The 18297-nt window shown below is 61.4% G+C and carries 16 protein-coding genes and 1 pseudogene; 14 read left to right on the top strand and 3 right to left on the bottom strand.

Features of this window, described 5'->3' with window-relative positions; all coding sequences use genetic code 11:
* Window positions 1-500: pseudogene (locus C493_RS03370) on the bottom strand (ABC transporter permease); the annotation flags it as partial.
* On the bottom strand, window positions 490-1215 hold the full coding sequence (locus tag C493_RS03365) for an ABC transporter ATP-binding protein (RefSeq protein ID WP_007257995.1): 726 nt from the start codon (window positions 1213-1215) through the stop codon (window positions 490-492). The gene C493_RS03365 and the pseudogene C493_RS03370, both read right to left, overlap by 11 nt.
* Before the next feature lie 165 nt (window positions 1216-1380).
* On the opposite strand from C493_RS03365, the gene C493_RS03360 reads away from it, so the two are divergent.
* The 6 genes from C493_RS03360 to C493_RS03330 all read left to right on the top strand — a co-directional run bounded on the left by C493_RS03360 (window position 1381) and on the right by C493_RS03330 (window position 8651).
* Window positions 1381-1875 carry a hypothetical protein gene (locus tag C493_RS03360; protein ID WP_007257994.1) on the top strand — a complete coding sequence of 165 codons (495 nt, stop codon included), beginning with the start codon at window positions 1381-1383 and terminating at the stop codon, window positions 1873-1875.
* A gap of 336 nt (window positions 1876-2211) precedes the next feature.
* Complete coding sequence (locus C493_RS03355) at window positions 2212-3480, top strand: RNA-guided endonuclease InsQ/TnpB family protein (RefSeq protein ID WP_007257993.1); 1269 nt, start codon at window positions 2212-2214, stop codon at window positions 3478-3480.
* A 336-nt stretch (window positions 3481-3816) separates the two neighbouring features.
* The gene (locus tag C493_RS22965) at window positions 3817-4215 is read left to right on the top strand and encodes a trypsin-like serine peptidase (protein WP_007257992.1); all 399 of its coding nucleotides are present in this window, start codon (window positions 3817-3819) and stop codon (window positions 4213-4215) included.
* Window positions 4216-4523: 308 nt separating this feature from the next.
* On the top strand, window positions 4524-6950 hold the full coding sequence (locus C493_RS03345; RefSeq protein ID WP_007257991.1) for a bacterio-opsin activator domain-containing protein: 2427 nt from the start codon (window positions 4524-4526) through the stop codon (window positions 6948-6950).
* Between the two features lie 392 nt (window positions 6951-7342).
* On the top strand, window positions 7343-8107 hold the full coding sequence (locus tag C493_RS03335; RefSeq protein ID WP_007257990.1) for a GIDE domain-containing protein: 765 nt from the start codon (window positions 7343-7345) through the stop codon (window positions 8105-8107).
* A 337-nt stretch (window positions 8108-8444) separates the two neighbouring features.
* Entirely contained in the window at window positions 8445-8651 is a 207-nt protein-coding gene (locus tag C493_RS03330; protein WP_007257989.1) for a hypothetical protein, read from the top strand.
* Between the two features lie 309 nt (window positions 8652-8960).
* Here C493_RS03330 and C493_RS03325 read toward each other — a convergent pair whose 3' ends face one another.
* Entirely contained in the window at window positions 8961-9362 is a 402-nt protein-coding gene (locus C493_RS03325) for a carboxymuconolactone decarboxylase family protein (RefSeq protein ID WP_049889100.1), read from the bottom strand.
* 327 nt (window positions 9363-9689) lie between these two features.
* Between C493_RS03325 and C493_RS03320 the strand changes: the two genes are divergently transcribed.
* The 8 genes from C493_RS03320 to C493_RS03285 all read left to right on the top strand — a co-directional run bounded on the left by C493_RS03320 (window position 9690) and on the right by C493_RS03285 (window position 18242).
* Window positions 9690-10274, top strand: a complete 585-nt coding sequence (locus C493_RS03320; protein WP_007257987.1) for a DUF7504 family protein — start codon at window positions 9690-9692, stop codon at window positions 10272-10274.
* A 593-nt stretch (window positions 10275-10867) separates the two neighbouring features.
* Entirely contained in the window at window positions 10868-12244 is a 1377-nt protein-coding gene (locus C493_RS03315; protein ID WP_241430869.1) for a sugar transferase, read from the top strand.
* Window positions 12237-13187, top strand: coding sequence for an NAD-dependent epimerase/dehydratase family protein (locus C493_RS03310; RefSeq protein WP_007257985.1), 951 nt, complete (start codon window positions 12237-12239; stop codon window positions 13185-13187). The genes C493_RS03315 and C493_RS03310 overlap by 8 nt, the downstream gene beginning before the upstream one ends.
* A 32-nt stretch (window positions 13188-13219) precedes the next feature.
* On the top strand, window positions 13220-14344 hold the full coding sequence (locus C493_RS03305) for a glycosyltransferase family 4 protein (protein ID WP_007257984.1): 1125 nt from the start codon (window positions 13220-13222) through the stop codon (window positions 14342-14344).
* Entirely contained in the window at window positions 14341-15504 is a 1164-nt protein-coding gene (locus C493_RS03300) for a glycosyltransferase family 4 protein (RefSeq protein WP_007257983.1), read from the top strand. The genes C493_RS03305 and C493_RS03300 overlap by 4 nt, the downstream gene beginning before the upstream one ends.
* Entirely contained in the window at window positions 15501-16382 is an 882-nt protein-coding gene (locus C493_RS03295) for a hypothetical protein (protein WP_007257982.1), read from the top strand. The genes C493_RS03300 and C493_RS03295 overlap by 4 nt, the downstream gene beginning before the upstream one ends.
* Window positions 16379-17038 carry a dTMP kinase gene (locus C493_RS03290; protein ID WP_007257981.1) on the top strand — a complete coding sequence of 220 codons (660 nt, stop codon included), beginning with the start codon at window positions 16379-16381 and terminating at the stop codon, window positions 17036-17038. The genes C493_RS03295 and C493_RS03290 overlap by 4 nt, the downstream gene beginning before the upstream one ends.
* Window positions 17031-18242 (top strand): glycosyltransferase family 4 protein, encoded by a 1212-nt coding sequence (locus tag C493_RS03285; protein ID WP_007257980.1) that lies wholly within the window; start codon window positions 17031-17033, stop codon window positions 18240-18242. Before C493_RS03290 ends, C493_RS03285 begins: the two co-directional genes overlap by 8 nt.
* The last annotated feature ends 55 nt before the right edge of the window (window positions 18243-18297 follow it).

Genomic DNA, 18297 nt, shown 5'->3' with positions numbered 1-18297 from the left:
CCGGTTTCGCCGCCGTCGGGGTCGTCGGCGTCGTCGGAGCCGAGGGCGTCCGTCGAGATCCCGGCGACCGTCGGTGCGGGGTCGTCGGCGACGACGCCCAGCGCGAGCACGACGACGGTGTCGTCGCCGTCGGTGGTCCGCATCTCGACGGGCTCGGCGAGAACGGGCGTCGCGTACTCGACGTCGTCGTGCTGGCGGACGTCGGCGGTTCGGTCGTGGACGTCGTCGAGTCGCGGCCCCTCGACCTCGACGACGGACGACAGCGAGCCGCCCTCGGCCGGCGCGACGCGGAAATCGGCGTCGGTGGTCCCCGACGGGTCGTCCGCCAGCGCGACGCCGATTCCGGTGACGACGAGGAGGAGGGCGACCGTCAGCGCGACGATCGAGACGAGCGCAGCCGTCTGTCGGGGGGCCGTCCTCGCGCGCGTGAGAAGACGCTTTGCGGCGAAGCCACAGAGGGCGGCCCACCGCGCCAGCCTCGAGTCGGGGTTATCGTCCATCGTCGGTCACCGTCCCGTCGACGAGCCGGACGACCCTGTCGGCGACCTCGAGGGCGCGCTCGTCGTGGGTCGCGAGGACGACCGTTCGATCGTCGGCGACGGCCGCGAGGCGGTTCAGTATCTGTTGTCCGGTCTCGGTGTCTAGTTCGCCCGTCGGTTCGTCGGCGAGGACGAGTTCGGGTTCGGTCGCGAGGGCGCGGGCGATCGCGACCCGCTGGCGCTCGCCGCCGCTGAGTTCGGCCGGCTTGTGCGTCGCTCGGTCGCCGAGGTCGACCTGCGCGAGGAGTTTCGTGGCCCGGTCTCGGCGGTCAGCCTTGGCGTAGCCGAGCGGAACCAGCGGGAGGGCGACGTTCGCTCTGGCGGTAAGCGCCGGGAGCAGGTGGAAACTCTGGAAGACGAAGCCGATCTCCCGCCGTCGGAGGCGCGTTCGCTCGGCGTCGGAGAGGTCGGTGAGATCGGTGTCGTCGAATTCGATCGTTCCCTCGGTCGGGGTGAGAAGCCCCGCGAGCGCGTGGAGAAGGGTTGATTTTCCGCTGCCGCTCGGCCCCGTGAGCGCCGTGATCTCGTTTGCGCGGATCTCCAGGGAGACGTTTCGCAGGGCGGTGACCGACCGATCCGAACCGGCGGTTGCGCCGTAGTCGTGGGTGAGCTTCGAACACCGGACCGCGACGGTCGCCGCGTCGGGGTCGTCCGGTGCGTGTCGGGCGTCGGTCATTCGGCTGATTGGGTACCGTTTCCAGAGGGGATGATATTGTTTTGTACTTCTTAATTACCGATGTTGCCGATAGTTGTACAGATTGAAATCGGGCGGTTTCACCCTCCATTCTGGTCCAACACGATGAGAAATAGGTATTTACGGTTCGAATGAGTTTCACGATCTATGAGCGTTCATCGATCGCGGCTGGGGCGGATCGATCTCGAGAGCGTCGGGCCGAGCGCGGCCGTCGCCGCACTCGGCGGCGGGATCGCAGCCGGCGCGGTGTTGATGGCGACGGGACGAATGGGATCGGTCGCCGGCCTGTACGGACTGGACGGCGTCGTCGTTGCCTGGGCGCTCCACCTGGTGCACAGCCTGGTGGCCGGTGCGTTGTTCGCCGGCCTCGTCGTCGCTACGGGTCGGCGCGAGTCGCTCGCGGACCTGGCCTACGACCTGCACGACCCCTACAGCGGGCTCGTCCTGGGGCTGTTCTTCGGGCTCGCGCTCTGGGCGGTCGTCGTCGCGCTGGCGGTGCCGCTCTGGCTCGAGGCGGTCGTCGGCTCGAGCCGGCCGCTGCCCTACACGCACTGGCCGAGCCTGGGCGCGTTACTGGCGTTCGGCGGCGCGGTCGGCGGCGGGTATCCGCTGGTGCGCGAAGCGCTCGAGTCGGACCGGTAACGCCGACGACGGGATCGCGTTGCGTTCGCAGAACTCGTCGGGAACCCGGTTCTTCGTGGCCTCGGAGCCGATATACTCGTCGGCGGCCTTCTATTGTTCATTGTTAACATGCTACGTTGATAGTGGTAGTCCGTCTGACTGTGAACGCATACTATGTAATTTGCACCCGTGAGGTTCGATTATGGGATGAGCAGGCGCAAAACCTCGCCCTTCAGGGCGGGGATACGCGCCGTCACGAGATGACACTGACCACCGATTACTGCACGGCTGGATATTCCACGCTCAACCACTACCTTTAATACTGACTACTTCATAAGGACTTATGAACACAGTACGATGCTCGAAACAACCCGCACCTATCGAGCGAAAATCGTCAACCACTCCCAAGTGAGTGACGACCTCGATGACTGCGGACACTCAGCATCCAAACTGTGGAACGTCGCCCGCTACCACACCCAACAAGAATGGGACGAAACCGGAGAGATACCGTCTGAAGCCGACCTCAAGCGCGAATTAAAAGACCACGAACGATACAGTGACCTACATTCTCAGTCAAGTCAGCGAGTTCTAGAAGAGCTGGCTGAGTCGTTCAACGGCTGGTTCAAAAAGCGCAAGAACGGCGACACAGACGCGAATCCACCCGGCTACCGAAAGCGCGGCGACAACCACCCACGCTCCACCGTGACATGGAAGCAAAACGGCATCAAACACGACTCCAAACACAACAAACTCCGCCTTAGCAAGGGCTTCAACCTCAAACAGCACCGCTCGGACTTCATCCTTGCAGAGTACGAGACACGACCAGACGTGACCGTGAAGAACATCCAACAAGTGCGAGCCGTCTGGAACGGCGACCGCTGGGAACTCCACCTCGTCTGCAACGTCGAAATCCCCGTCGAGAACGCACCCGGTGACAACACCGCCGGAATCGACCTCGGAATCAAGAACTACCTCGCCATCGCTTACGATGATGGTGACGCCGAGTTGTATCCGGGGAACGTGTTGAAGCAAGACAAGCACTACTTCACGCGAGACGAGTACGATACGGAAGGCGAGAATGGCCCGTCACGTCGTGCGCTTCGCGCTCGACAGAAGTTGTCTCGGCGGAAAGACCACTTCTTGCACGCTCTCGCTAAACACGTAGTTGAGAAGTGTATCGACCACGAGGTTGGCCGTATCGCTATCGGTGACTTAAGCAAGATTCGTGAGGACGAGAACGGTGACGCTCGAAACTGGGGCAAGCGTGGCAACAAGAAACTCCACGGTTGGGAGTTCGACCGTTTCACGAGACTGCTCGAATACAAGGCCGAGGAACACGGCATACTCGTTGACCGCACGAGCGAGCGGGACACGAGTAAGACGTGTTCGTGTTGTGGTCGGAAGCGTGATGCGAATCGTATGGAGCGTGGGTTGTACGTCTGTGACTCGTGCGGTGTGACGATGAACGCGGACGTGAATGGTGCGGTGAATATTCGGAGAAAGATAACTCAGAATCCTCCAACTGGGGATATGAGTAACGGTCGTTTGGCACGGCCAGTAGCCTACCTGTTCAATCAAACCTCGGGGCGTTTCGCACCGAGCGAACAGGCTGGTTGCAAACCTTAATATCCCAACGCTTGGGAATCCTCGCCCTTCAGGGCGGGGAGGATGTCAAGCGGGGGCGCAGTTCCCTGGCCAACGGAGAGCGGGTTGCGGCCGCGGTCGGCCACAGGCGAACTGAAAAGCGCACACGGACAGGGTTTACAAGCGCGGATCACAGGCGAAGCGGATTCGCGTTGCGTGCTCCGACTATTCAACAGCACCAGGTGTGAGACCATGACACTCAGCCGAAGGCGATTACTGGCATTGAGCGGAGGTCTGACGGTGGCAGCGATCGAGGGCGAGGGCGACCGGAGGAGCGAACGGGGTTCGATACCATCGACCGACAGGTGTGAAATATACGTGGTCGGAGCGGAGGACGACCGCGAAGAGATCGTGGATACGGCCGAGTCCGAGCTCCCCTACACCGCGATCGTCCGAATCGCCGAGAAACGAACGTTCGGAACCGGAACCGATGAGGAGAGCTGGACCGGCGGTACCACCGGACTCCGTTCCGGAACGTTGATCGACGAATCACACGTGTTGACGGCCGCTCACTGCCTCCACGATGCCAACGAGTTCGGCGGCTGGCGGTCGGCGGTCGAGTCGGGGACTCTGTGTGTCGAACCCGGTTTCTTTTACGACGCCGACCGCGGTGGAGGGGTTCGTCCCCGCCACTACGCCGACGTGGTTGACGCGGAACTCCATCCCGACTGGGAGGGAAGTCAGAACCCTCAGTACGACATCGCGGTTCTCACATGAGACACGGATCGCCCCTCCGGTAACCGTTTCACCGATACGCGGTCACAACAGGGACCGTTGATGCAACTCGTGCGGTCGAAGAATATCCGCAAGTGAGACCGGTTGTCCGCGTTCAGGTACCGCTGTTCGTTCATCGTCTGCAGAAGGAGCAGAAACTGAACAAAGTTCACTAGATGGTTACATTACCTGAACCCTCTAGGGATAAGATAACGCTCGGCCCACGCCCGAAGCCAACTTGCACGGATCGGTCGACACGCCGTTTGCGGCAGCCGTGAAACAGCGCCCAAATCATGTCAGTGGAAAGTCAATTGGACGAGATACAACCCGCCCAAACGCTGGAATCGATCGCGAACACCGTCGAGGACGGGATCTATCGACTCGACAGCGCGGGAAGATTCGTCGCGGTCAACGATCGGGTCGTCGAGGTAACTGGCTACGATCGGAGTCGATTACTCGGAACCCACGTCTCGCTTCTTCTCGACGACGCCACGATCGACCGGATCGAGCGGCGAATCCGCGATCTGTTGCGCACGGGCGACGAGTCGGCGACGCTCGAACTCGAGGTCCGAACGGCGACCGACGACACGATTCCGTGCGAGTTGCGGCTGTGCGTACTCCTGTCTGACGGCGGATTCGCGGGCACTGTCGGCGTCGTCCGCGACATCTCCGGTCGCCTCGAGCGCGAGCGAGAACTCAAGCGGCGGTCCGCGATGGTGGAGTCGGCGATGGACGGCATAGGGTTCTCCGACGAAACCGGCCAGCTCCGCTACGTAAACTCCGCACTCGCTGATCTCTACGGCTACGACACTCCCGACGCTCTCATCGGAAGCACGTGGCACGTTCTCTTCCCGCCGGATGAAGTCAGACGCCTCGAGGAGGAAGCCCTGCCGACCGTCCTCGATCGAGGCTACTGGCGCGGTGAGGCCGTTGGGAAACGAGCGGACGGATCGCGCTTCCATCAGGATCACTCGCTCACCGCCCTCGGCGATGGGATCGTGTGTCTCGTCCGTGACATCACCGCACAAAAAACGCGGGAACACCAACTCGAAGCGCTCAACGGCGTCGTCCACGAATTGATGCGCGTAGAGCTGCCCGAGGAGATCACCCAGATCGGCATCGACGCGGTCGAAAACGTCCTCGACTTTGAATTTGCGTGCGTCCGCCTTCTCGACCGCGACGCTAACCGACTCGACTGTGTCGCCCTGACCGACGGTGCGCAGGACCTCCTCGAGACACAGGTTGCATACGACCTGGACGCGACGCTCGCCGGCCACGCGTTCAGACGCGAAGAGATACTGACGAACGTGGTTTCGGAGGCCGATTCGTCCGAATCTGCGTCGATTCTGGGGCAGTCGAGCGTTCACGTCCCGATCGGCTCGTACGGCGTCCTCAGTCTCTTCGTCCACAGCGATGACCCGGTCGACGACAGTGATATCTACCTCACGGAGATGGTAGCAACGGATCTCGAAGCGGCGCTCGCACGCGCGGACCGCACGCGCCTGCTTCGCACGCAGGACCGAGAGTTACGCCACCACCACCACCAGCTGGAGACGTTGACTCGAATCACTGCCATCAACACCGCGATTCACGCCGGACTCGTCGCGGCGACGACCCGCGAGGAACTCGACCGAATGGTCTGTGACGAACTCGTCGAATCAGAGCTCTACCGAAGTGCGTGGATCGGCCTCATCGATGGGCCGACGGATCGGATCGGGAAGGCCGTCGGCGCCGGCGTCGAAGCGAACTATCTCACCACGATCACAAACCGATCACTTTCGGGAATCGCCGACGGAACCGTCGAGCGGGCGATCGAAACGAAGAAAATGCAAGTCACCCGCCAGTACAAAATCGCCGGGATCGACGGGGTGAGCGAGAGCGAGTCCGACAGCAAGATCGAGGCGATCGCGGCAGTTCCACTGTTGTACGGCGATCGGGTCGTCGGTGTACTCGTTATCAATAGCGGCCGCGAAGACGTCTTCTCTGCGGACGCAATCGGTGGCTTCGAGACGCTTGGGAAGCTCATCGGCTTCGCGAAGAACGCGCTCAAAAGTCGGGAGTTACTTCTCAGCGACGCGGTCGTCGAACTCGAGTTTACGGTGCGCGACCCTGCCGTCTTTTATACGCAGCTGACGGAAGAGCTCGACTGCCGCTGTGAGTTCGAACGCGCCGTGCCGACCGAGAACGGACGGATCATCACCTACGATACCATCACCGGCACCGAGCCCGAATCCGTTCTCGAACTGGCAGAGAACGCGCCCACGATCGAACAGGCTCGCGTCGTCTCGGAAGGCGAAGACAGCTTCATCCTTCAATCCGTCACGTCACACTCGTTGGTACAATCTGCACTCGAGGCGGGGACGACGGTCCGATCAGCAGTCGCAGAAGACGGGGCGGGGACGATCGTCATCGAGGCACCGCAGACCGCGGACGTCCGCCAGATTGTGGCCTCATTCGAGCGCGCGTTCCCGGCGTTCGACCTGACTGCAAAGCGCGAGCGCGAACGCTCGGTGATGACCGCACCCGAGTTCCGCGACTCCGTCGCTGAGCAACTCACGGAAAAACAACGGACGGCGCTCGAGGCGGCGTATCTCACCGGCTACTACGACTGGCCGCGGAAGATCACCGCCGAGGAACTCGCCGACTCGATGGAGATCTCGTCGGCGACGCTGCACCAACATCTTCGGAAGGGGGGCCGGTGCTTGTTATCGGCGTTCTTCGATGACTCGGCACAGTGAGTTTCGGCACACCTCAGCTGCGGCGGGCTTCGACGGAGCCGCATCGGCCAGTATCGACTCGCCCGTCTCCTCGATCACGAGGCGTCCGGCCTCGAAGTCCATCGGATCGAGCGCCAGAGCGGCGACGCCGTCGACGACTACCGACGGGAGACGGCGGCTCCTCTGTACACTCCGATCGACGAGCGATTCGCCGGCTCCCAGGTCTGCCCCTCGTCGCCGTCCTCGAACAGTTCGCATCGCGTCTCGTGATTCCCCGCCAAACGGGAAGTGCAGATGACAAGTTCAGTGGCTACTATAGCAGCTTGCTCGAGTGCGCCTTCTTCCACCCTAGGGTTGACTCCCTTCCTATCGCTGGCAAAACACCTTTGATCGGTACCGGGCGTTACTCACCAGTGACCGTCGAAACGCTCCTCTGGCTCGGCTTTGCCGTCGTTGCGGCTATCTTCCTGCTAATCGGCGGACGCGATTTGCGGTCAGTGACGCACATGCTCAGGAGCGATACCATCGACGTTGGCTCCCTTCACGGGTACGACGGCCCGGTGGAGATAGCGGGTATCGCTCGACCTGACGGTGACCACGGGACCGTTACGGCTCCGTTCAGCGGCACAGCGTGTCTCGTGTACACGTACGTAGTCGAGCAGGAGTACACGACGAGCGACGACACGAGCTGGAAAACGCTTGCCCAAGGCCGAGAGGCCGTCATGTTCCTCGTCAGCGACGATACTGGAGCGGTTCGCGTCGATCCCGTCGGCGCAACCCTGAGTTTCGAGGAGCACGTGATGACGGTGGCGCCGGGAGAGGAACTGCCGGCTGAACTAGACCAGTACATCGAGGAAACCGATGCCGTCGAGAAACAGGATCGAACGATGGACCTCCGGATAACCGATCTACACGTCGGGCACAGACAGCGGTTCACGGAGCGGCGCCTCGACGTCGACGAAACGGTCTACGTGTACGGTCAGGCACGCCGCGGACCGTCGGCCGGGTGGGAAAGCGATGCGGTCGACGCTGTCGTTGGCGCTGACGACGCAGTTCCGACGTTCGTCATCTCCGACACCAACGAGCGCACCACGGCGTGGCGGTTCGCACGCACGGGACTCTTGCGCGTCGGAATCGGCGGCGTCATCGCCGTGATCCTGCTGGTGTACGCGATCTGAGCCGAAACACGACAGTCCCGCCCGTTCAGTGACTAACCAGCTTCCCGGCCGCGACCGAATCCCGTGGTTGGTGCCAGAGTGGTGGGCCAACGAAGATAGCCACGACCTTCCGATCGCTCGAATCAGAGAGCCACTCAGTCTCGTTAGAGAGACAGTACAGGGAATACTATCTGCTGGTATATGTCGCTCGAGATGGTATCGCACAACTGTTGATCACGCATTGACCAATCTGACGTCTAGATTACCGGCCCGGTGAGTCCGTTCCCATGAGTAGTCCGTTCGTAGAACCCAGTGGCACGCAAGGCGAATACCTACCCCCGGGTACGGGAGGTGACCGATGACGATCAGACGCACCCTCGTCTGGGTGACGGTAACGCTCTTTCTCACGGTTCTCGTCCTCATCTTGGCGGTATTCACAGTACTATCGGTGATGGACGGATCGTTCGATACGGAGTTGCTGCTGGCGTGGATATTCATCCTATTAGCAGTGAAAATCTTGTTTCAGTCACGGAGATCACCAACCGCTGACGCGACAGCCGACTGAGGCCGAATGCTGAACCTGATCCCAGCTACAGATCCACCAGCCCCATTTTCCACCGGGTGTGTGAGACGAACCCCACCATCGAACGACTGTGTAATAACTTCTCCCCAGAACCGTCCCGTAGCTACGCGCTCTTTACTGACCGATCACCACCCGCTCACAACTCGCCTCCACCGAGTACCACATTCGCGCTATGAATTCAGCGAATACTGACCCGATTCCGCAATTCCTGTCAGAACCGACGCGACCGACTCGGCGGGTACGTTCGGCAACGCGAATCGATACGAGAGCGGCTGCTCTCGTGCGACCGGCTCAGTCGTCCGCCGCGGCCTCTTGTTGCTCTCTGAGATGCTCGAAGATCTCGTCGGTCTCGGCGTCGAAAGCGTCGTGCTCGTACTCGTTTCCGTGCAGCAGCGTCGAGAAGTACCTGGTAGTACTCGCGAGGGTGACCGCTTCCTCGAGTTCGTCCTCCGAGACGTCCGCGAACCGTGCTTCTTCCTTGTGGAAGTAGGTGCAGTAGGGACACTGTATCGCGGCAGCCGCACTTACACCCATGAGCGCCTTTTCGCGCGGGGACAGCTCAGTTTCCCCGAGGAGAAGGTCCCGAAAGATCCCCCAGCTGTGGTCGCTCGCCGGCTCCGCGAGGAGTTGCATATAGCCCGGTACCTGTCCGAACGTTTCTTCCATCTCCTTGACTGTTTGCTCCGATGCCATTTTGGGGACACCCCGCAAACAGAGAATGGTTGCGAGGGGTCACAAAGGCACCTCGTGACATTTCGGCACCGACTGCCGTCGATGCAGCCGCTGCAAACCGGCGACGGCAGGCGGGTCACGAGAGTGGGAGGGGGCGGTAGCCGAGCGGAGCGGTCGGCTCGATCGGTGGCGTTCCGTCGAAATCACCCCTCCACAGCGTGTCACCATCTCACCTCACATCCCTCCGTCTCCGGCCCACAGCGTGAATCGTTGCCTCCCACTCCCGATCTGTTCGTCCTCCGACGTTAATCGCGGCGCTTATAACGTCGCTTCGATAACTAATCGTGCATGACATTCAGTGTCGAAACGGGGGACGACGAGCCGACCCCGGGCTCGAACACGCTAGTGCTGGGTCCCCGACCGAGCGCTCGTGACCTCGTCACGCGCGTCGAACAGGCGCGAGCGAACACGCGGGCCGCGGCGCCACTCGTCGTCGTCACCGTTCGACACTCGGTCGAGTCGATCCTCGAGGCGTGGCAGGCCGAGACCGGTTCCATCCCGCCGCAGTTACACGTGATCGACGTCGGCGAGACGATCCGATCGGCCGCGGCCGCTCGAGAGCCGTCGACACACCAGCTCTGTGGCGCGACGGTGTCGGTCGTCGCGGACGACGACCTGCCCGGGCTCCAGACGGCGATTACCACGGCGCTCGACCGATGGGACGACCAGGAGCCACCCTGGCTCTGGCTCGACGGGGTCACGGATCTGGTGGTCCATCACGGCCTGCAGACGGCCTTTCGGTTCCTCCACGTCATCACCGTCCGGGTTCGAGCGACCGGCGCCATCGGCTACTACACCGCCGTCGAGGGCGAACACACCGATGTCGCCGTCACCACGCTCGCCCAGCTCTGCGACGAGTTGCTCGAGGGGTGAGCACCGTCGCGGGTTCGGGGCGGAGTCGGGGAGTCGAAGCCGGTGGCTGTCCGCGATCGCCGTCAGGGTGTGGCGACTCGCTGTATTGTGAGCGGTCGCCGTGGACGAACGTGACCTCGCAGATTCGAGTCGACCGGGCGAGACCGGCGGCTGCGTCGGTTCGGTTTGTGGGTCTGTGCGACGGCGCAGGTTTGGTTCATCTCGCGGTTCGGTTCGGTTACTCGAGCGGCGATTAATTCACACTAGTGTCGAATAGGATCAATATTAACTAGTGAGATGCTGTCGGTCAGTAGTGTAATCAAATCTCAAACAAAACGCAACATATATTTGTGGGTACGAGAGTTCAGCGCCGTGTTTACTCAATCAACAAGGCTTATATGGGCCATTGACAAATAGACGACAACATGTCTAATCGGTGGAATAGTCGGGGAACATTACTCGTGGGGGCTGTCGCCGTTTCGGCGCTTGCGGCAGGGGGGACCGCGTACGCGTTCGGTGCCGTCCGAACCGACGGTATCGGTGCGCGGTCAGTCGTACTGGTCAGTTTCGTCACCGCAATGCTCACCGCAGTGGTGTGCCGTCCAACCACCGTCGTGCGATCGCGACGCGTCACGACGGTCCTCGAACGCACCTGGACGCGGGTCGGCGTCGTCTGTCTGGCCCTCGCTTCCGTGGCGTTCGTCGGCCTCCTCGAGGGGCTCGGCCCGATGCTCGTCGTCGGAATCGGTCTGTCGACCGGCGTCGGCCTCTCCGGGCTCTTCTGGCTCGGCTCGCGCGGCCCGGGGCGCACGCTCGTCGTCGGCGACGATCCGTCGCTGCTCGCCTCGAGCATCGCCTCGGTCCCCGAGCAACCCGTCGGCATCGTCTCGCCGTCGCTGGTCTCGTGGACGCCCGAGGAGGATGCAGCGGAGCAGGTCGCCGCCGTCGGCACCGACGGCGAGCAGTACGTCGAGCGCTCGACGTCGGACAGCGAAGTCGTCACCGACGGCGGGACCGTGACGACGGGCCAGACGATCAACGGCATCGATCGGATCGGCGGGATTTCGCGACTCGAGTCCGTGATCGACCGCTACGACGTCGACCGCGTCGTGTTGGCCTTCGGCGACGGCGACCGCGAGGAGTTCTTCGGGGTTCTGGACACGTGTCACGATCAGGGTCTCGAGGTGCTCGTCCACGAGTCGCTTTCGGATCGCGTGCTTGCTGGTGAGGACTATGGGCAGTCGTTGGTTCGGGTCGACCTCGAGCCGATTCCGTGGTACAGTCGCGTGGCGAAGCGGGCGTTCGATATCGTGTTCGCGATCGTCGGACTAGTAGTACTAGCACCGCTGATCGCACTCATCTCGATCGCCATCCGACTGGACTCGCCCGGCCCGATCCTCTACAGTCAGACGCGCACGTCGGAGCTCGGAAACGAGTTTACTGTCTCGAAGTTCCGGAGTATGGTCACCGACGCGGAGGCCGAAACGGGGGCGACGCTGAGCGACGAGGACGCGGGCGACGTCGATCCGCGCGTGACGCGCGTCGGCCGCATTCTCCGCAAGACGCACATGGACGAGATCCCACAGCTCGTCGCGGTCCTCAGAGGCGACATGAGCGCCGTCGGGCCGCGGCCGGAGCGGCCGGAACTCGACCGAGAAATCCAGAGCGAGGGCGTCGACTGGCCCAAGCGCTGGTTCGTCAAGCCCGGACTGACGGGCATCTCGCAGGTCAACGGGGTCACCGGCTTCGATCCCGACCAGAAGCTCGCGTACGACCTCGAGTACGCCCGCCGGCAGTCGCTCTGGCTGGATACGAAACTCGTCGTGATGCAGGTCCTGACGGTGATCGAAGACGCCTACGGAATGGTGTTCGGGACGCCTGCGGACGACCCCGAGTCGGCCGGTCGTAGCGACGGGGCGGAGCAGGACGGAGACGTCGTCGAAATGACCGAGAAGCCGCCGGCCGCGGAGGCGAGCGCAAACGATGACTGAGCCGCAGTCGATTGCCGTCGAGCCCCCGTCGGGACGGACGGTGCTCGTCACCGGCGGCGCCGGCTTCATCGGCAGCCACCTCGTCGACGCGCTCGTCGAGGACAACGCGGTTCGCATCCTGGATAACTTCTCGAGCGGGACGCCCGATCGGGTCCACCCCGACGCGACCGTCTTCGAGGGTGATATTCGGGACGATGCGACGCTGTCGCGAGCGATGGACGGCGTCGACCTCGTCTTTCACGAGGCGGCGCTCGTCAGCGTCCAGGCGTCGGTCGAGGAGCCGAAGCGAAGCCACTCCGTGAACCTCGAGGCGACGCTTTCGTTGCTCGAGTGCGCCCGGCGGGAAGACGCCCGCGTCGTATTGGCGTCGTCGGCGGCGATTTACGGGCAGCCGGAGTACACGCCCATCGACGAAGGCCATCCGACCGAACCGAGCTCACCGTACGGCCTCGAGAAGCTGACCATCGATCGGTACGCGCGGCTGTACCACGAGCTGTACGGACTCGAGACGGTTGCGTTACGGTACTTCAACGTGTACGGCCCGCGGCAAGCGGGCGGCGATTACAGCGGTGTGATCAGCATCTTCCTCGAGCAGGCTCGCAACGGGGAGCCGATCACCGTGAACGGAGACGGAACGCAGACGCGGGATTTCGTCCACATCTCCGACGTGGTGCAGGCGAACCTGCTGGCTGCGCAGACCGAATCAGTCGGGGCGGCGTTCAACGTCGGTACCGGCGAGACCGTAACGATTCGAGAACTGGCCGAGACGATTCGGTCGGTCGTGGGCTCGGACTCCGAGATCGTGCATCGCGATCCGCGGCCGGGCGACATCGAGCAGAGTCAGGCGGAACTGTCGGCAATTCGGTCGGCGCTCGGCTACGAGCCGACGGTGACGCTCGCAGACGGATTGCAGACGCTCGTCGAAGCGACGTCGAACAATTGATGCCAGGCGATAGTACGCATTCAGACGATTCGATGCGGATTTTGCGAGTTGCACAGAAGGCCTACCCCGACGTCAAAGGCGGCGGCGCCTACCACGTCCACGCGATGAGTCGCGACCAGGCGGCGATGGGCCACGACGTGACCGTGCTGACGGTCCGTACCGACCCCGAACAGCCGTGGCTCGAGGAGCGAGACGGCTACACCGTGGTTCGGTACGATCCGACGATAACCCTGCTCGGGAACGATCTCTCGAGCGGTGTGGCGCAGTACCTGCTCGAGGCCGACGACTTCGACGTGATCCACGCGCATTCGCACCTGTACTTCTCGACGAACCTGGCGGCGCTGAAGTCGTTCCTCGGGGACGTGCCGCTGGCGATCACGAACCACGGACTGTACTCCCAGACGGCCCCCGAGTGGGTCTTCGACTGGTATCTGAAGACCGCGGGACGGTGGACGTTCAACCAGGCGGACGTCGTGTTCTGTTATACCGACGTAGACCGAGAGCGACTTCGGGAGTTCGGCGTGAAATCCGAGATCGAGGTCGTTTCGAACGGAATCGATACGGAGCGGTTCGCTCCGGACGGGCCGACCAGTGATCTAGTTGACTCGGATGGGCCGGCCGTGTTGTTTGTTGGTCGGCTAGTCGAAGGGAAGCGTCCACGGACCGCGCTCGAGGCAATGGAGGGGCTGCTGGAGCACTACCCGGACGCGACGCTGTATCTGTTCGGCGACGGAAGCCTCCGCTCAGAGCTGGAATCGTATACACGAGAGAACAACCTCGAGGACGCGGTCGAATTCGTGGGCTCCGTTCCGTACGATCGGATGCCGGACGTCTACCGGAGCGGCGACGCGCTGTTGCTTCCGAGCCGGTCCGAGGGGATGCCACGGACCGTTCTCGAGGCGATGTCGACGGAGACTCCGGTGGTCTCATCCCGGCTGCCACAGCTAGTGCAGCTACTGCCCGACGGTAACGAGACGGTCGAGATCGGAGATGTCGACGGATTCACGACAGGTCTAACGAACGTGTTCGACACACAACAAGCAGATACAGGACAACTGACGAATCGCGAAACGATACTCGAGGAACACTCGTGGCACCAGACGGCCACCGAAACGACCGCGGCTCTCAGTCGACTCGTGACGGAGGGTCGTCCATGAAGATCGGATTCGTCGCAACCGAGATCGGCCACCAGGAGGGCGGCGCGTTCATGGGCGGAAACGTAAACAACGTCGTCACCGTCTCCAAGGCCCTCGCGGAGCGCGGCCACGAGATCACGATCATCACGACGAAGCCGCGTGATGCGGCCGAAGACTACCTCGGGCCGCTCACCTGGGCCGACGTGTACAGTATCGACTGCCCGCACGAACACGGCTCACCGCGGTATCTGACCACCTTCTCGAGGTACGCCGTCCAGCGGATTCGGCAGTTAGCGAACGATGGCGAACTCGACGTGGTGTCCGTTCATACGGGCTTTACGATCTGGGGCATCATCGGTTCGCTCAGTAGCGTCCTGGGCTGTCCGTCAGTCCACGTTCAGTACTGTCCAATCGGCCAATCTTCGGGTAGCACGGTCTACGATCTGATCCAGTCGGTGCACCTCTCGAAGCTGTGGTTGCGCGGGAACGATCGGTTCGTCGGCGTCACCGACAACGTCGCGCGGTCGCTCTCGAGTGCGACGCGCGACCGCGTGGACGTGATCCACAACGGACTCGACGTCGATGAGTACGCACCCGAGGCCGACTCTCGATTCGACCTCTTCGAGACCGACTCTCCAGTTATCGGCTACCTGGGGAGCCTCAACGATCAGAAGGGGCTCGACATCCTCGTCGACGCGTTCCAGTCGTTACCGGAGGAGCGGGACGCGACACTCGCGCTCGGTCTCGAGGTGCGGTCGGAACGATCCGAGTCTGAACTCTGGAAACGGATCGAACGGGACCCGGATATCCACGCGTTCGGGATCGTCCAGGACGTGCCGGCGTTTCTCGCTCGCTCGGACGTCTTCGCCGTTCCGTTCCGAACGACCGTCGGCCCCGCCGACTATCCGGTGGCGGCGCTCGAGGCCATGTCGTGTGCGACGCCGCCGGTCGCGACGCGAATCGGTGGCCTTCCGGATATGATCGCACACCAGGAGGACGGGCTTCTGATCGATCGCCCGGATTCCGAGCTGTTAGCGGAGTCGTTGGCGACGCTGCTCGACGATGCAGAGCTCCGGCGTGAACTCGGGCAGTCGGCACGCGAGCGCATAGAGCGAGACTTTTCAACCACGTCCGTTGTCGATCAGTACGAAGCAGTGTTCACCGAGGTGGTGGGTCAGTGAGTTCACAACATCAACACAATCGAGACGTCGTCGAGTTGTTCCTGAACATCGTTGCGGATGGAGAGGCGTCGGATCCGGTCCAGTATCTACCCGCAGCACGGGCAAACAAGATCGGCTATCCGTACCTCAAGTACCTCGAGTCCGAGGGGTTCGGAACCGAGTCGGTCAGGGAAGAACTGTGGGCCGAGGACAGACAGTTCGACGCCTTCGAGCGCGATCTGGGGTTCGTCGACTCGCGGCTGTCCGAGTTGGGGATCGACTACGCGATCATCAAGACGCGGTTCCCCTTCGAGTATCGCAGCTGGGATCTCAACCTCCTCGTCAACCCCAAGTCGCGTGGTGAGGCAATTTCGGCGTTTTTGGAGGACGGCTGGTACCGAACGACGCTTCGGGAGCATCCGATCGCGCGAACCGAACCGGGGAAGTTCATGCTCGAGCACGCGGATCGGCACCCGATTCACGTTCACGATTCGGTCTCGTGGAACGGCTTTACGTACGTGCCGGCCTCGCTCGTGCTCGAGCATACCCGTCGGATCGACGGCGTTCAGTATCCGATCGAGCAGTTGGATTGGTTGATTCACTGTGCCCACTCGGCGTTCGAGAACTACGAGCTAACGCTGGGCGAGGCGTACTTGCTCGAGACGTTCAGCGAGGTTCGCGACCGCGACTTGTTGGAAGCGCTGCGACTGCTCGAGGCGGTCGAACTCGTTACCGAGACTGCTGACGGTATCTGTACCGAGGAGAGCCGTGTTGAGCTTCCCGTCGAGTACTCTCACCGAGACCTGTTTCGGGTGTGGCGGTCGCACGCGAGTGGCGTGACCGGCGGACCGGAATTACTCTCACACTACGCGCAGTACGGATTGCAGGTGGTCAAATGATCGTCGTGTTTACGGGCGTCGACGGATCCGGAAAGACGACGCAAGCGGAGCGTCTCCGTGATGCACTCCGCGAGCGCGGCATCGACGCGAGATACGAGCATCTGACGGGACCCAACCTCAGCGTGACGCGAAAGCTCAAAGATCGAGTTGGCGAGGCGTTCCTCGATCGAGAGGACGAGGTACAGCTGTCCGACGGCGGTCGTGAGTCGAGCAAATCTGGTGGCTCGAAGACGTTCCAGCCGATGGGGCTGTTCTTTCTCTACCGAGGCACCTGGCAGAGCTGGTACAACGTCGTCGCGAACAGAGATGCCGACGTTATCATTCTGGATCGGTACCTGTACGACGACCTCGTCAGGGTCAACTGGAAGTACCGGTACAACGCCGACTGGCTGGCCAAACTCAGACGGCTCGTCCCGGATCCAGATCTCGTCTTCTGGCTCGATACGCGACCGGATGTTGCGTGGGAACGCGAATCCGACGGTCGAACGACGCTCGAGCAACACGAACGAAAGAAAGCGTGTGTCGACGCGATCTGTCGTCGCGTCCTCTCGAACAGTACCACCGTTCCGATCGATACTAGCGAACAATCTATCGAGGACGTTCACTCCGAAGTTCTCACCGAGACACTAGCGGCTCACACTAGTACCCATGACTGAAGATTTCACTGTCACGATCGTCGCGAACAAGGTCAACAAGTCCCAGGGTGGCTCCAACTTCAGCCTCGACCTCATCGCTCGGACGCTCGTCGAGCGCGGCCACGAGGTCAACGTCGTGACGTTAAATCTCTCCTCGGACAACGATCCGTTCCCCGACCGAGAATACGACGTGTACGAGCGCAGCGTCTCGAAGCAGTCGTTACTGACTGCTCGACCGATCGTGGACGTCTTCGACGAGTGGGAGTCGACGTCCGACGTCTATCACGTCTTCAGTCCGCTGATCGCTCCGTACGCTGGTAAATACCGTCGAGACGGGGGCTCGACGCCCGTTCTCTGTCGGTTGAACCAGTACAGTATGTTCTGTTCAAACGTTTCGGAGATGGATGGGGAGTGTCATAAGAACTGCTCGGTGATCGATCGACTTCAACACTCATCAGATGATCTGACCACTCGAGCGCTGAAGTCACCACTGTTCGTGATGCAGTCAAACGTTTTTTCGAAGTGGGGAAACTGCGTCGATAAATACTATGCAGTGAGTCCACGCGTCAAAGAGATTTACTCTGAATACGGAATCGACGGCGATAGAATCACGGTAATTCCGAACTTCTACAATCCAGATTTCATGGACGATGAGCCGTCGATAGATACCTCCAATAACCAACTACGAGTTCTATATGTGGGCCGTCTTAGTGCCGAGAAAGGGATAGATTCACTCATTGAATCACTCTCTTACGTGGATTCACCGGTAATTCTCGATGTTGTCGGAGAAGGTGACGAAAAAGAACGACTAGAAGAAATAACCAAACGTGTTTCGGGCGACTCAACCGTCCAATTCCACGGATTTGTAGAGAATCACGAACTGCGAGACTACTACGACTCGGCCGATATTTTTGTCCACCCAGCGAGTTGGCCAGAACCGTTTAGCCGAACAATCCTCGAGGGGATGCAGTCCGGCTGTGCGCTAATCGTCACTGATACTGGTGGGTCTGCGTGGGCAATCGGTGACGTCGGAAAGGTGGTCCCACCTCGGAGTGCCTCGGAAATAGGTAATGCGATCAATGCATACATGAACAATCCAAAAGCACTCGAGCGAGCGAAACATAAAAGTAGAAAACGGTGTCAGGAGTTCAATCCGGACGACGTTATTGATCGCATGAGACGGACGAAATCGGAACTCGTCGAAGCCGCAATGAAAACCTCGTGAATAGCCAAATTCATATAATTGATCGGAAATGGAAACAATAACCTTCGAATCAATC

Origin of the sequence: Natronolimnohabitans innermongolicus JCM 12255, assembly GCF_000337215.1 — an archaeon.
In the GTDB taxonomy this organism is placed as follows: domain Archaea; phylum Halobacteriota; class Halobacteria; order Halobacteriales; family Natrialbaceae; genus Natronolimnohabitans; species Natronolimnohabitans innermongolicus.
Note: the sequence above shows the minus strand (reverse complement) of the source record. Positions and strands in the feature narration are given on the sequence as shown.

Bases quoted from the DNA above. Each gene is read 5' to 3' on its own strand.
- C493_RS03365 (WP_007257995.1), bottom strand. From the start codon at position 1,215: ATGACCGACGCCCGACACGCACCGGACGACCCCGACGCGGCGACCGTC.
- C493_RS03360 (WP_007257994.1), top strand. From the start codon at position 1,381: ATGAGCGTTCATCGATCGCGGCTGGGGCGGATCGATCTCGAGAGCGTC.
- C493_RS03355 (WP_007257993.1), top strand. From the start codon at position 2,212: ATGCTCGAAACAACCCGCACCTATCGAGCGAAAATCGTCAACCACTCC.
- C493_RS03330 (WP_007257989.1), top strand. From the start codon at position 8,445: ATGACGATCAGACGCACCCTCGTCTGGGTGACGGTAACGCTCTTTCTC.
- C493_RS03325 (WP_049889100.1), bottom strand. From the start codon at position 9,362: ATGGCATCGGAGCAAACAGTCAAGGAGATGGAAGAAACGTTCGGACAG.
- C493_RS03320 (WP_007257987.1), top strand. From the start codon at position 9,690: ATGACATTCAGTGTCGAAACGGGGGACGACGAGCCGACCCCGGGCTCG.
- C493_RS03310 (WP_007257985.1), top strand. From the start codon at position 12,237: ATGACTGAGCCGCAGTCGATTGCCGTCGAGCCCCCGTCGGGACGGACG.
- C493_RS03305 (WP_007257984.1), top strand. From the start codon at position 13,220: ATGCGGATTTTGCGAGTTGCACAGAAGGCCTACCCCGACGTCAAAGGC.
- C493_RS03300 (WP_007257983.1), top strand. From the start codon at position 14,341: ATGAAGATCGGATTCGTCGCAACCGAGATCGGCCACCAGGAGGGCGGC.
- C493_RS03290 (WP_007257981.1), top strand. From the start codon at position 16,379: ATGATCGTCGTGTTTACGGGCGTCGACGGATCCGGAAAGACGACGCAA.
- C493_RS03285 (WP_007257980.1), top strand. From the start codon at position 17,031: ATGACTGAAGATTTCACTGTCACGATCGTCGCGAACAAGGTCAACAAG.